Raw genomic sequence first — 12,282 nt, 5'->3', positions numbered from 1 at the left:
CTAAAATCGCCTTTATGGCCGCCGATTCTGCTCCGATCAACCTGACCCACCATTTCCTGATCGCGATGCCCGGCTTGAACGATGAGCTTTTCGGGCGCAGCGTGGTGTTCATGTGCGAGCACAGCGAGCGCGGCGCCCTCGGCCTGGTGATCAACAAGCCCAGCGACATCCTGCTGCCGCGCCTGTTCGAGAAGGTCGACCTCAAACTCAACCGCGAAGACCTCATGGACCTGCCCGTGTTCCAGGGCGGTCCGGTGCAGACCGAGCGCGGTTTCGTGCTGCACGAGGCCGTGAGCGGCCCCGAGGACACGGTCTACGCGTCCACCCTCACCATTCCCGGCGGGCTGGAGATGACCACCTCCAAGGACGTGCTCGAGGCCATGTCCTCGGGCGCGGGCCCGCGCCGCGTGTTCGTTTCGCTGGGTTATGCCTCGTGGGGGCAGGGCCAGCTCGAATCGGAGATTGCCGAGAACAGCTGGCTCACCGTGCCGGCCGACGTCGACCTGATCTTCGACGTGCCGGTGGCCGAGCGCTACGAGCGCGCGCTCGCGCTGCTCGGCCTGCACCAAGCCTGGAGGCTCTCGCCCGATGCCGGCCACGCCTGACGCCGCGGCCAGCGCGGCGACCACCACGGCCCAGACCTTCCTGGCCTTCGACGTCGGCACCCAGCGCACCGGCGTGGCCAGCGGCAACCGCCTCACGCGCAGCGCCACGCCGCAGGCCACCATCGTGGCCCAGGGCGATGCGCGGCTCGAACACGCGGCCGCGCGCATCCACGAATGGCAGCCCGACGCGCTGGTGGTGGGCGTGCCCTTCCACCCCGACGGCGCGCCGCACGCCAACACCGCCATGGCGCAGAAGTTCGCGCGCCGCCTGCGCGGGCGCCACCGCCTGCCGGTGTTCGAGGTCGACGAGCGCTACAGCACCACCGAAGCGCACGCGCGCGGCGCCAAAGACGCCGACGCCGAAGCCGCCTGCATCATCCTGGAACAGTTTCTGAGGAGCCTGCCTTGACCCAGACCGCCGCCCCGCCCGACGCCGAGGCGCTCTACACCGAATTGCTGCGCCAGGTGCGCGAGCGTGTGCAGGCCGAACCCGGGCTGCAGCTCGTGGGCATCGCCAGCGGCGGCGCCTGGATCGCCGCACGGCTGCACGCCGACCTGGGCCGCCCCGGCGCGGTGGCGGTGATCTCGTCTTCCATGCACCGCGACGACTTTGCGCAGCGCGGCCTCGCGCGCAGCGTGCAGACGCACATCCCCTTCGACGTCAATGGCGCCAGCGTGCTGCTGGTCGACGACGTGCTCTACACCGGCCGCACCGTGCGCGCCGTGCTCAACGAGCTCTACGACCACGGCCGCCCCGCGCGCGTGGCGCTCGCGGTGCTGGCCGACCGCGGCGGACGCGAACTGCCCATCGCCGCCGACCTGTGCGTCGCGCGCGTGACCGTGCCCGCGGGCGCCTCGCTCGAGCTCGCGCAAGGCGAGGGCGGGCGGCTGAGCTTCCTGCTGGAGGACCGGACCTCATGACCACCCGACGCAACCCCCAGCTCAACAAGAACGGCGAGCTGATCCACCTGCTCTCCACCGAGGGCCTGTCGCGCGACATCCTCACGCACATCCTCGACACCGCGGCCGGCTTCACCAGCGTGAGCAACCGCGAGGTCAAAAAGGTGCCGCTGCTGCGCGGCAAGAGCGTGTTCAACCTGTTCTTCGAGAACAGCACGCGCACGCGCACCACCTTCGAGATCGCGGCCACGCGCCTGAGCGCCGACGTCATCAACCTCGACATCGCACGCAGCTCCACCGCCAAGGGCGAGTCGCTGCTCGACACCATCGCCAACCTGAGCGCCATGGCCGCCGACATCTTCGTCGTGCGCCACAGCGAGTCGGGCGCGCCCTACCTGATCGCGCAGCACGTGGCCCCGCACGTGCACGTGGTCAACGCGGGCGACGGGCGCCATGCGCACCCCACGCAGGGCCTGCTCGACATGTACACCATCCGCCACTACAAGAAGGACTTCACCCAGCTCTCGGTGGCGATCGTGGGCGACGTGCTGCACTCGCGCGTGGCGCGCTCCGACATCCACGCGCTCACCACGCTGGGCTGCCCCGACGTGCGCGTGGTGGGCCCGCGCACCCTGGTGCCCGGCGACCTGTCCCACATGGGCGTGCGCGTGTGCCACACGCTCGAAGAGGGCATCAGGGGCTGCGACGTGGTGATCACCCTGCGCTTGCAGAACGAGCGCATGAGCGGCGCGCTGCTGCCTTCGAGCCAGGAGTACTTCAAGAGCTTCGGTCTCACGCCCGAGCGCCTGAAGTGGGCCAAGCCCGACGCCATCGTGATGCACCCGGGCCCGATCAACCGCGGCGTCGAGATCGACTCCGCCGTGGTCGACGGCCCGCAGAGCGTGATCCTGCCCCAGGTCACTTTCGGCATTGCGGTGCGCATGGCGGTCATGGGTATCGTCGCGGGGAATGAAGCATGAAGATCCTGATCCAGAACGGCCGCGTGATCGACCCGGCCAGCGGCCGTGACGAGATGGCCGACGTGGCGATCGCGGCCGGTCGCATCATCGCCATCGGCCAGGTCGCGGCCGACTTCCATCCCACGCGCACGATCGACGCCAGCGGCTGCATCGTGGCGCCGGGCCTGGTCGACCTGGGCGTGCGCCTGAAAGAGCCCGGCCAGGAACACGCGGGCATGCTGGAGAGCGAAACCGCCGCCGCCGTGGCCGGCGGCGTCACCGCGCTGGTCACGCCGCCCGACACCGAGCCCGTGCTCGACGAGCCGGGCCTGGTGGACATGCTCAAGTTCCGCGCCGAGAAGCTGCACCGCTCGCGCGTGTTCCCGCTGGGCGCGCTCACGCGCGGCCTGCAGGGCGAGGTGCTCACCGAGATGGCCGAGCTCACCGAGGCCGGCTGCGTGGGCTTCGGCCAGGCCGAGGTGCCCATTCAGAACACCCAGGTGCTGCTGCGCGCGCTGCAGTACGCGGCCACCTTCGGCTACACCGTGTGGCTGCGCCCGCAAGACCTGTGGCTGGGCAAGGGCGTGGCCGCGAGCGGCCCGCTGGCCACGCGCCTGGGCCTCTCGGGCGTGCCCGCGGCGGCCGAAACCATCGCGCTGCACACGCTGTTCGAGCTCATGCGCGGCATCAAGGGCGGCGTGCACGTGCACCTGTGCCGCCTGAGCAGCGCGGCCGGCGTGGCCCTGGTGCGCGCGGCCAAGGCCGAAGGCCTGCCCGTGACCTGCGACGTGAGCGTGCACAACCTGCACCTCACCGACGTGGACATCGGCTTCTACGACAGCCGCTTCCGCGTGCAGCCGCCGCTGCGCCAGCAGCGCGACCGCGACGCATTGCGCGCCGCGCTGGCCGACGGCACCATCGACGCGCTGGTGTCCGACCACAACCCCATCGACAGCGACGCCAAGACCCTGCCGTTCGCCGAGGCCGAGCCCGGCGCCACCGCGGTGGAGCTGCTGCTGGGCCTGGCCTGCACCTGGGCGCAGCAGGAAGGCCTGGGCCTCATGCAGGCGCTGACCGTGCTCACGCAGGGCCCGCAGCGCGTGCTCGGCGCGAGCCTGGGCACGCTGCAGGCCAGCGTGGGCCAGCTCGCGGTGGGCGGCGCGGCCGACGTGGTGGTGTTCCACCCCGACGCGCCCTGGACCGTGACGCCCGCGGCGCTGCGCAGCCAGGGCAAGCACACGCCCTTCGAGGGCCACGAGCTGCCGGTGTCGGTGCGCGCCACGCTGGTCGGCGGCCAGGTGGCGTTCGGTAGCACCGCTCCGTGAGCTCGCTGCGCGCCCTCGGCCGCATCGCCCGCGCCCTGGCCCACGTGGTGCGCGGCCTTTGGATCATCCGCACCGAATTCGGCCGCCTCAGTCACAGCCAGAGCCAGCTCGTGGTGCGCGAGTGGTCGCGCCGCATGCTGGCCATCATGGGCATCGAGCTCGTCGTGGAGGGCGAGGTGCCCGCGCACGGCCCGCTGCTGCAGGTGTGCAACCACATCTCGTGGCTCGACATCCTGGTGATGAACGCGGCGCACCCGAGCCGCTTCGTCTCCAAGGCCGACGTGCAGGGCTGGCCGCTGCTGGGCGCGCTCATCACCGGCGCGGGCACGCTCTACATCGAACGCGCGAGCCGGCGCGACGCCATGCGCGTGGTGCACCGCATGGCCGAGCGGCTCGGCGCGGGCGACGTGATCACCGTGTTCCCCGAAGGCACCACGGGCGACGGCCAGACGCTGCTGCCCTTCCACGCCAACCTGCTGCAGGCCGCGATCTCGGCCAGCGCGCCGGCGCTGCCCATGGCGCTGCGCTACGTCGATCGAGGCACCGGCCAGCGCCACCCCGGGCCGGTCTACATCGGCGACGACACCCTGGTGGCCTCGGTGTGGCGCACGCTGCGCTCGGACTCGGTGCGCGCGGTGGTGTGCTTCGGCACGCCGCAACGCGCCCACGGTCTTGACCGCCGCGACTGGGCGGCAAAGCTGCACGAGGCGGTGCAGCAGCTGCTCGAACGCCAGCCCGGTTAAACGTCTGCGGGGGGCGGCGCGCTGCCGGCGGCGTGTGCGCGCAAGCGCCGGTACAACAAGCCGCGCGACACCCCGAGCTGGCGCGCCGCGCGCGCGATGTTGCCGCCGCAGGCGGCCACGGTCTCGGCGATCACGCGGTCGCGGTGGTTGTCGAGCGTGGCGGCCGCGGGCGGTGCATCCACCGGCGCGGCAGGGGCGGGCGCGGCTTCGGCCGGTTGTGCGGCGGCCACCGCGCGGTTGAAGTCCACCCCGTCGCCCTGGCCCAGGTGCGCGCGCACCCACACCGTGAGGCCGTTGGGCAGGCGCAGCGCGCGCGGCACGCTTTCGCGGTGCAGGGCGAGCAGCGTGTCCAGCGGCACGCCGAACACCTCGGCCGCTTCGGGCAGCAGCGCGGCATCGGCGCCCGTGAGGCGCCGGGCCACCGGGTTGAGCCAGGCCAGCCGGCCTGCGATGTCCACGCCCGCCAGGCCTTCGAGCGGCGTATCGAGCACCTTGGGGTTGGCCTGGAACTGCAGCACCAGGTGCGCGGGCGACTGCATGCGCAGCAGGCGGTTCTCGATGGTGCTCGCGTAAAGGCCCACGAGCGCGGCGGCGTCGAAACCGAAGGGTGCGCCTTCGATGGACACGTCGAGCACGCCAGCCAGGCAGCCGTGCACGTCGCGGATCGGCGCGGCCGCGCAGTGCAGGTGCTGCAGCATGGCGTGGTAGTGCTCGGCGCCGTTGACGGTGCAGGCGATGGCCGCGCGCGCCACGATGCCCGGCGCGGTGGTGCCGATCTCGCTTTCGGCCAGGTTCACGCCCACGCGGCTGGCCACCTGCATCAGCGGCTGCGCCACCGAGCCCAGGGGCGCGCTGGCGTGGATCACCACGCCCTGCGCGTCGGTGAGCAGCACACGGCAGTTGGTGCCGCTGAGGGCGGTGGCGAGCTGTTGCAGTTCCTCGTTGCCGGCCTGCAGCAGCTGGCGGTTGCGCATCAGGCTCGCGTGCATGCGGCTGCGCGTCACCGGGTCGAAGCCGATCGGGTCCTGCGCGTTGCGGCGCGCCGCGGTGCAGCGCATCCACGACTGGATGACCGCCTCGTTGACGAGGCCCGTGGGGCGCTCGCCTTCTTCGAAAAAGCGCTGGCGCGCGAGCGCGGTGCGCTGCTCGGCGGTCTGGAAGAACAGGGGGCGGCTGGGCGGCGTCATGGTCGCGGCGGTGGCTGACCGGGCCAGTATGGCGGCGCCGGGCCCCGGGGGATTGCGGGAAATCCCTGCGCCGTGTTCCATCGTGGAACAGAACACCTGCGGGAAATCCCGAGGGTGATGTTGCAGCGCACGCTGCGGAACATGCGAATCTGGTCACACCGAGGAGACAAACATGACAACCCCACCCCGAAGAACCGGCCGCGGCCTCGCATGGCTGCTGGCCGCGGCGCTCGCCGTGCCGCTGGCGGCGCAGGCCCAGTCCGCCACACCCAAAGGCTCGGCCGCACACATCAGTGCGGCCACGCAGAAGGTCAACGGCGGCTTCATCGCCAGCAACGCGCGCACCACAAACGACTGGCCCACGCACGGCCTCGACTACGCCGAGACCCGGCATTCCAGGCTCGACCAGATCAACACCGGCAACGTGAAAGACCTGGGCCTGGTCTGGTCCTACAACCTCGAGTCCAAGCGCGGCGTCGAGTCCACGCCGCTGGTGGTGGACGGCATCATGTACGTCACCGCCTCGTGGAGCGTGGTGCACGCGATCGACGTGCGCACCGGCCAGCGCATCTGGACCTACGACCCGCAGGTGCCGCGCGAGGCCGGCTTCAAGGGCTGCTGCGACGTGGTCAACCGCGGCGTGGCGCTCTACGAAGGCAAGGTCTACGTGGCCGCTTACGACGGCCGCCTGGTGGCGCTCGACGCCGCCACCGGCCAGCGCCTGTGGGAGAAGGACACCATCATCGACCGCCGCTTCAGCTACACCATCACGGGTGCGCCGCGCGTGGTCAAGGGCAAGGTCATCATCGGCAACGGCGGCGCCGAGTACGGCGTGCGCGGCTATGTCACGGCCTACGACGCCAAGACCGGTGAGCAGAAGTGGCGCTGGTTCACGGTGCCCGGCGACCCGAGCAAGCCCTTCGAGGACGAGTCCATGGCCAAGGCGGCCAAGACCTGGGACCCCGCGGGCAAGTGGTGGGAGGCGGGCGGCGGCGGCACGGCCTGGGACGCCATGGCCTTCGACCCCGAGCTCAACCTGCTCTACATCGGCACCGGCAACGGCTCGCCCTGGGCGCACAAGAAGCGCAGCCCCGCGGGCGGCGACAACCTGTACCTTGCGTCCATCGTCGCGCTCAACCCCGACACCGGCAAGTACGTGTGGCACTACCAGGAGACGCCCGGCGACAACTGGGACTTCACCTCCACGCAGCCCATGATCCTGGCCGACCTGGTGCTCGACGGCAAGAAGCGCAAGGTGGTGATGCACGCGCCCAAGAACGGCTTCTTCTTCATCATCGACCGCACCAACGGCCGGTTCATCTCGGCCAAGAACTTCGTCGACGTGAACTGGGCCACGGGCTACGACAAGAGCGGCCGGCCGATCGAGACCGAGATCGCGCGCAAGGGCGACCGCCCGCGCGAGGTGATCCCCAGCGCCTACGGCGCACGCAACTGGCACTCGATGTCCTACAACCCCAAGACCGGCCTGGTCTACATGCCGGTGCAGGGCGTGCCGATCTCGCTCGTGGACAACAAGGACTGGTCGTTCAACGGCGTGCGCCCCGGTGAGCCGCACAGCAACATGGGCTGGAACCTCGCCATGTTCGCCAACGTCGAGCCGCCCACCAGCAAGCCCTTCGGCCGCCTGCTGGCCTGGGACCCGGTGAAGCAGCAGGCGAAGTGGGCGGTGGAACACGTGTCGCCCTGGAACGGCGGCACGCTCACCACCGCGGGCAACCTGGTGTTCCAGGGCACGGCCGACGGGCGCTTCATCGCCTACAACGCCACCAGCGGCGAGAAGCTCTGGGAAACGCCCACGGGCACCGGCGTGATCGCCGCGCCCACCACCTACATGGTCGACGGCAAGCAGTACGTGTCGATCGCCGTGGGCTGGGGCGGTGTGTACGGCCTGGCCTCGCGCGCCACCGACCGCCAGGGCCCGGGCACGGTCTACACCTTCGCGGTGGGCGGCAAGGCGCCGGCGCCGGCCTTCGTGGCGTACCAGATGAGCAAGCTGGTGGAAGGCGTGAAATACAACCCGCAGCACGTGCCCGAGGGCACGGCGCTCTACGTGAGCAACTGCGTGTTCTGCCACGGCGTGCCCGGCGTGGACCGCGGCGGCAACATCCCCAACCTCGGCTACATGGACGCGGCCTTCATCGAGAACCTCGACAAGTTCGTGTTCAAGGGCCCGGCGGTGGCGCGCGGCATGCCCGACTTCACGGGCAAGCTCAGCGCCGACGACGTGGAGAAGATCAAGGCCTTCATCCAGGGCACGGCCGACGCAATCCGGCCCAAGAAGTGAGGCCACGCCCCGGCGCCATGCCGGGGCCCGCGAAGCGCCCCGGCCGCGTGCCGGGGCTTATTTTTTGGCGCGCGAGAGCATGAGCTCGGTGTTGGTCTTGCGGTCGGCGTTGATCTTCTGCACCGTGGGGCGCTCGCCCATGCGCTTGAGGTAGTCGCGCACCGGCAAGTCGGCCAGGAAGTCGCGGCCGTAGACGATTTTGGTGGCGCTGCTCACCAGCGGCAGGTGCACCACGGCCGCGCAGTCGGCGATGGTGAAGGCCTCGCCCGCGATGAAGGGCGAGAAGGTGGTCAGCTGCGCGAAGGCCGCGATGTTCTTCTCGAGCTGCGGGCCGATCTTTTCCTTGGCGCTGTCGCTCACCTTGCCGCCGAAGAAGGCCTCGGGGTAGAGGTTGCGCGCCACCAGCTCCAGGTGCAGCTCCATGTAGCGCACGAGCTCGCGCACCTTGGCCGCGGCGAAGGGCTCGGCGGGCATCAGCGGCGGGTGCGGGTAGGCGTCTTCGAGGTACTCGAGGATCACCGTGGACTCCGACAGCGCGCCCTGCTCGGTCTTGAGGTAGGGCACCTTGCCCAGCGGGCTGCAGGCCTTGTCGGTCTCGCCGACCCAGGCCAGCTCTTCGGTGAAGGACACGCCTTTTTCGAGCAGCGCGAGCTTGACCTTGTTGTAGTAGTTGCTGGCCGAGAAGCCGCAGAGGGTGAGCATGGTTTTGTCTCCTGTGGAAGGCCGGGAATGGGCCCGCGCATGCTAACCACCGGCCCCGGGCGCGCCGGTCGCGCACCGGACGCGCCAGGGTCGGCCCGTAGAATCGGGCCCCATGTCCCTGCAACGCTGGCTGCGCAAGACCACCGCCTGGATCGCCCTGCTGGCGGTCTGCTTCGGTGCGCTCGCGCCCACGCTGTCGCAGGCCGCGCTGCAGGCGCGCGGCGGCGGCGCCGGCCACTGGGTGCAGATCTGCAGCGCCAGCGGCATCACCTGGGTGCGCGCCGACACCGGCCCGCAGGCCGCCGCCGACGAGGCCGGCGACCACCCGGCCGAGGCCGCGATCACCTGTCCCTGGGGCGTGGTGGCGGCCGGTGCCGCCGACCTGCCGCCGGCCCCCGCGCTGGCCCTGCCCGAGGCCGCGCCCCACCCGCTGCCGCTGGCCCGGGCCCAGCGCGGCATCGCGGCCGCGCCCAGCGCCCACGCGCCCGCGCGCGCGCCGCCCGCGGTCATCTGAAGGCTCTTCGCCCGGTACCGGCCCAAGGGCCCGTGCCGCGTCTTCCTTTGCCGTTCCAGATGACCATGAAACACCTCTTCATCGCCTGCTCGTTCGCCCTCGCCACCACCGCCTGGGCCCAGTCCTCCCAACCCGTCCAGGTGCAAGACGCCTGGGCCCGCGCCACCGTGGCCAACCAGTCCGCCACCGGTGCCTTCATGAAACTCACCGCGCCCGCGGCCACGCGCCTGGTCGAGGTGCGCTCGCCGGTCGCCGGCATCGTCGAGGTGCACGAGATGAAGCTCGACGGCGACGTGATGCGCATGCGCGCCGTGAGCGCGCTGCCGCTGCCCGCGGGCCAGACGGTGGAGCTCAAGCCCGGCGGCTACCACGTGATGCTCATGGACCTCAAGGCGCCCGTGAAGGCCGGTGACAGCCTGCCGCTCACGCTGGTGTTCGAAGGCGCCGACGGCAAGCGCCTCACGCAAGAAGTGAAGGCCACGGCACGCGCCATGGCCGTCACGCCCCCCGCACCGGCCGCAGGCGCGGCTGGCCACGGCGCCCACAAGCACTGAGCGCCGCGAGCGAGGTCCCTCTATGTCGATCCCGTCCGACGCGACGGGCGCGCCGCTGCGCGCCCGCGAACGAGCACGCCTGAACGCGCACGCCATCGCCTGGCGCTGGCACGCGTACGCCGGCCTGTTCGTGCTGCCCTTTCTGCTGACCCTGGCCATCACCGGGGCGGTGATGGTCTTCTTCACCGGCTTCCAGACCCGCCTGGGCCCCAACCCCGTGGTGCAGCCGCTGCCCCAGGCACACGCCGTGAGCGAGCAGGCGCTGGCTGCGCTCGCCGTGGTGCCCGACGGCCGGCTGATCGGCTACACCGCGCCACGAGCGCCCGACCGCGCGGCCTGGTTCGTGGTGCAGCATGGCGAGCGCACGCTCGCGCTCGCGGTCGACCCCTACCGCAACGAGGTGCTGCGCTGGGTCGACAAGGCCGACACGCCCTTTGCCTGGGCCGAACGCATCCACGGCACGCTGCTGATCGGCGACCTCGGCGACCGCCTGATGGAGATCGCGGCCTGGGCCTCGCTGGTGATGCTCGTGACCGGCGCGGTGCTGTGGTGGCCGCGCGGCGCGCAGGGCTGGGCCTCGCGCTTTCGCACCGCGCCGCGCGCGCGCGGCCGCGGCTGGTGGCGATCGCTGCACGGCGCGCTGGGCAGCTGGACCGCGATCATGCTGATCGCCTTCCTGCTCACCGGCCTGACCTGGACCGGCGTGACCGGCGCGAAATGGCTGCAGGCCTGGGGCAGCTTCCCGGCCGAAAAATGGGACGCCGTGCCCCGCTCCACGCAGACGCACGCAGCGCTCAACACCGCAGGTCTGCAGGAAGTGCCCTGGGGCCTGGCGCAAACGGCCCTGCCGGCATCGGGTTCGATGGCCGGCGCGGCCGGTGTGCCCGCGAGCGTGCCCGTGAACCTGGACAGCGTGGCCGCGCTCGCGCAAACCCTGGGCTTTCGCGGCCAGCACCAGATCGCGCTGCCGCAGGGCGAGCAGGGCGTGTTCACGATCTCGGCCGACACCATGAGCGGCGACCTGCAGCGCCCCACGGGCGACCGCACGGTGCACGTGGACCGCTACAGCGGCCGCGTGCTGGCCGACGTGGGCTTTGCCGACTACAACGGCCTGGCCAGGACCATGGCGGTGGCGATCGCGCTGCACCAGGGCGACCTGGGCTGGTGGAACGCGCTCCTCAACCTGCTCGCCTGCCTGGCCGTGGTGCTGCTGTGCGTGGCGGGCGCGGTGATGTGGTGGCTGCGCCGCCCGGGTCGCGTGGCGAGCGCGCGGGCCGCTCAGGCCGCGTGATCGGCGCGCGCCATCGGCACCCCCGGTGCCGGGGGCGACGAGGCCGTGCCGCCGCGCTCGAAGGTCACCACGTGGTCGACCTCGGCGCGGATGCCGATCCACTCGCCCACCGCGTGGTTGTGGTGCGAGGGCACGTGCGTCATGAGCGTTTCGCCGCTGGCCAGGCGCAGCGTGTAGAGGAATTCCGAGCCGCGGAAGGCCTTGCGCACGATCTGCGCCTTCACCGGCGCGTTGTCGTCGTGCACGATGTCGTCGGCGCGCAGCAGCACGTCGCACAGGCCGGCCTCGTAGGCCGTGGGCAGCGGGCATTCCTCCATGTCCTGCAGCGGGCCCAGCGGCGTCTGCACCGACACCTCGGCGCCGTGCTGCAGGATTTGCGCGGGCGCGAACACGCCGTGGCCGATGAACTCCGCCACGAAGCGCGTGGCCGGGCGGTGGTAGAGCGCGTAGGCCTCGTCCCACTGGTGCAGGTGGCCGTTGTGCATCACGCCAATGCGGTCGCCGATGGCGAAGGCCTCGAGCTGGTCGTGCGTGACGAAGAGGGCGGTGGCGTTGGCCGCCTTGAGGATGCCGCGCACCTCGTGCGCAAGCCGCTCGCGCAGGTCCACGTCGAGGTTGGAGAAGGGCTCGTCGAGCAGCAGCAGGCGCGGCTGCGGCGCCAGCGCGCGCGCCAGCGCCACGCGCTGCTGCTGGCCACCCGAGAGCTCGTGCGGAAAGCGCGCGCGCAGGCCGTCCAGGCCCACCAGGCGCAGCACCTCGGTCACGCGCGATTCGCGCTCGGCGCGCGGCAGGCGGTGGATGCCGAAGCCCACGTTGGCCGCCACGTCGAGGTGCGGGAAGAGGGCGTAGTCCTGGAACACCATGCCGATGCGCCGCCGTTCGGCCGGCACGTGCGCGCCCGGGCTGCTCACGGTTTCGCCGCCGAGCACGATCTGCCCGCCCTGGGCGCGCTCCAGGCCCGCGACCGCGCGCAACAGCGTGGTCTTGCCGCAGCCCGAAGGCCCGATGAGCACGCCGATCTCGCCGGCGGCCAGGCCGAAGCTCACCCCGTCGACGGCGGGCTGGGGGGCGCCCGCGTAACGGACGTCGAGTTGCGAGACCTGCAAGAACATGGGGACCATTGTAGATATCTACAATTCTCATTTGCGTTGGTCGGGACACTGCCGGGCCAACACCACAACAACGATCGCCCAATCC

13 protein-coding genes are annotated in these 12,282 nt (G+C 71.3%); 10 read left to right on the top strand and 3 right to left on the bottom strand.

Going from position 1 to position 12,282, the window contains the following annotated elements:
• Positions 1–14 precede the first annotated feature (14 nt).
• Genes G9Q37_RS12245 through G9Q37_RS12220 form a run of 6 tightly spaced genes read left to right on the top strand, consistent with a single transcriptional unit; the run spans position 15 to position 4,532 of the window.
• On the top strand, positions 15–605 hold the full coding sequence (locus tag G9Q37_RS12245) for a YqgE/AlgH family protein (RefSeq protein ID WP_166227461.1): 591 nt from the start codon (positions 15–17) through the stop codon (positions 603–605).
• Positions 589–1,014 carry a Holliday junction resolvase RuvX gene (gene ruvX, locus G9Q37_RS12240; protein ID WP_166227460.1) on the top strand — a complete coding sequence of 142 codons (426 nt, stop codon included), beginning with the start codon at positions 589–591 and terminating at the stop codon, positions 1,012–1,014. The genes G9Q37_RS12245 and ruvX overlap by 17 nt, the downstream gene beginning before the upstream one ends.
• Positions 1,011–1,526: a bifunctional pyr operon transcriptional regulator/uracil phosphoribosyltransferase PyrR gene (pyrR, locus tag G9Q37_RS12235; RefSeq protein WP_166227459.1), complete on the top strand. Its 516-nt coding sequence runs from the start codon at positions 1,011–1,013 to the stop codon at positions 1,524–1,526. Before ruvX ends, pyrR begins: the two co-directional genes overlap by 4 nt.
• Positions 1,523–2,485 carry an aspartate carbamoyltransferase catalytic subunit gene (locus G9Q37_RS12230; RefSeq protein ID WP_166227458.1) on the top strand — a complete coding sequence of 321 codons (963 nt, stop codon included), beginning with the start codon at positions 1,523–1,525 and terminating at the stop codon, positions 2,483–2,485. The genes pyrR and G9Q37_RS12230 overlap by 4 nt, the downstream gene beginning before the upstream one ends.
• On the top strand, positions 2,482–3,789 hold the full coding sequence (locus G9Q37_RS12225; protein WP_166227457.1) for a dihydroorotase: 1,308 nt from the start codon (positions 2,482–2,484) through the stop codon (positions 3,787–3,789). The genes G9Q37_RS12230 and G9Q37_RS12225 overlap by 4 nt, the downstream gene beginning before the upstream one ends.
• Entirely contained in the window at positions 3,786–4,532 is a 747-nt protein-coding gene (locus G9Q37_RS12220) for a lysophospholipid acyltransferase family protein (RefSeq protein ID WP_166227456.1), read from the top strand. The genes G9Q37_RS12225 and G9Q37_RS12220 overlap by 4 nt, the downstream gene beginning before the upstream one ends.
• Here the strand turns inward: G9Q37_RS12220 and G9Q37_RS12215 are convergent.
• Positions 4,529–5,719 (bottom strand): helix-turn-helix domain-containing protein, encoded by a 1,191-nt coding sequence (locus G9Q37_RS12215; protein WP_166227455.1) that lies wholly within the window; start codon positions 5,717–5,719, stop codon positions 4,529–4,531. The two genes, G9Q37_RS12220 and G9Q37_RS12215, sit on opposite strands and share 4 nt — an antisense overlap.
• Positions 5,720–5,891: 172 nt before the next feature.
• On the opposite strand from G9Q37_RS12215, the gene G9Q37_RS12210 reads away from it, so the two are divergent.
• Positions 5,892–8,024, top strand: a complete 2,133-nt coding sequence (locus tag G9Q37_RS12210; RefSeq protein ID WP_166227454.1) for a PQQ-dependent dehydrogenase, methanol/ethanol family — start codon at positions 5,892–5,894, stop codon at positions 8,022–8,024.
• Positions 8,025–8,081: 57 nt separating this feature from the next.
• Here the strand turns inward: G9Q37_RS12210 and G9Q37_RS12205 are convergent, their stop codons facing one another.
• Positions 8,082–8,726 (bottom strand): glutathione S-transferase, encoded by a 645-nt coding sequence (locus tag G9Q37_RS12205; protein ID WP_166227453.1) that lies wholly within the window; start codon positions 8,724–8,726, stop codon positions 8,082–8,084.
• 112 nt (positions 8,727–8,838) lie between these two features.
• Between G9Q37_RS12205 and G9Q37_RS12200 the strand changes: the two genes are divergently transcribed.
• From G9Q37_RS12200 to G9Q37_RS12190, 3 genes are all read left to right on the top strand, one after another.
• Entirely contained in the window at positions 8,839–9,240 is a 402-nt protein-coding gene (locus G9Q37_RS12200) for a DUF2946 family protein (RefSeq protein ID WP_166227452.1), read from the top strand.
• Between the two features lie 65 nt (positions 9,241–9,305).
• Complete coding sequence (locus tag G9Q37_RS12195; RefSeq protein WP_166227451.1) at positions 9,306–9,794, top strand: copper chaperone PCu(A)C; 489 nt, start codon at positions 9,306–9,308, stop codon at positions 9,792–9,794.
• Positions 9,795–9,816: 22 nt separating this feature from the next.
• A complete protein-coding gene (locus G9Q37_RS12190; protein ID WP_166227450.1) occupies positions 9,817–11,085 on the top strand; it encodes a PepSY-associated TM helix domain-containing protein in 1,269 nt (422 codons plus the stop codon).
• On the opposite strand, the gene G9Q37_RS12185 is transcribed toward G9Q37_RS12190, so the two are convergent.
• Positions 11,073–12,197 carry an ABC transporter ATP-binding protein gene (locus G9Q37_RS12185; RefSeq protein ID WP_166227449.1) on the bottom strand — a complete coding sequence of 375 codons (1,125 nt, stop codon included), beginning with the start codon at positions 12,195–12,197 and terminating at the stop codon, positions 11,073–11,075. The two genes, G9Q37_RS12190 and G9Q37_RS12185, sit on opposite strands and share 13 nt — an antisense overlap.
• Positions 12,198–12,282 lie beyond the last annotated feature (85 nt).

It is taken from the genome of Hydrogenophaga crocea, from assembly GCF_011388215.1.
Lineage (GTDB): Bacteria > Pseudomonadota > Gammaproteobacteria > Burkholderiales > Burkholderiaceae_C > Hydrogenophaga > Hydrogenophaga crocea.
This window is presented reverse-complemented; position numbering and strand designations above follow the sequence as displayed.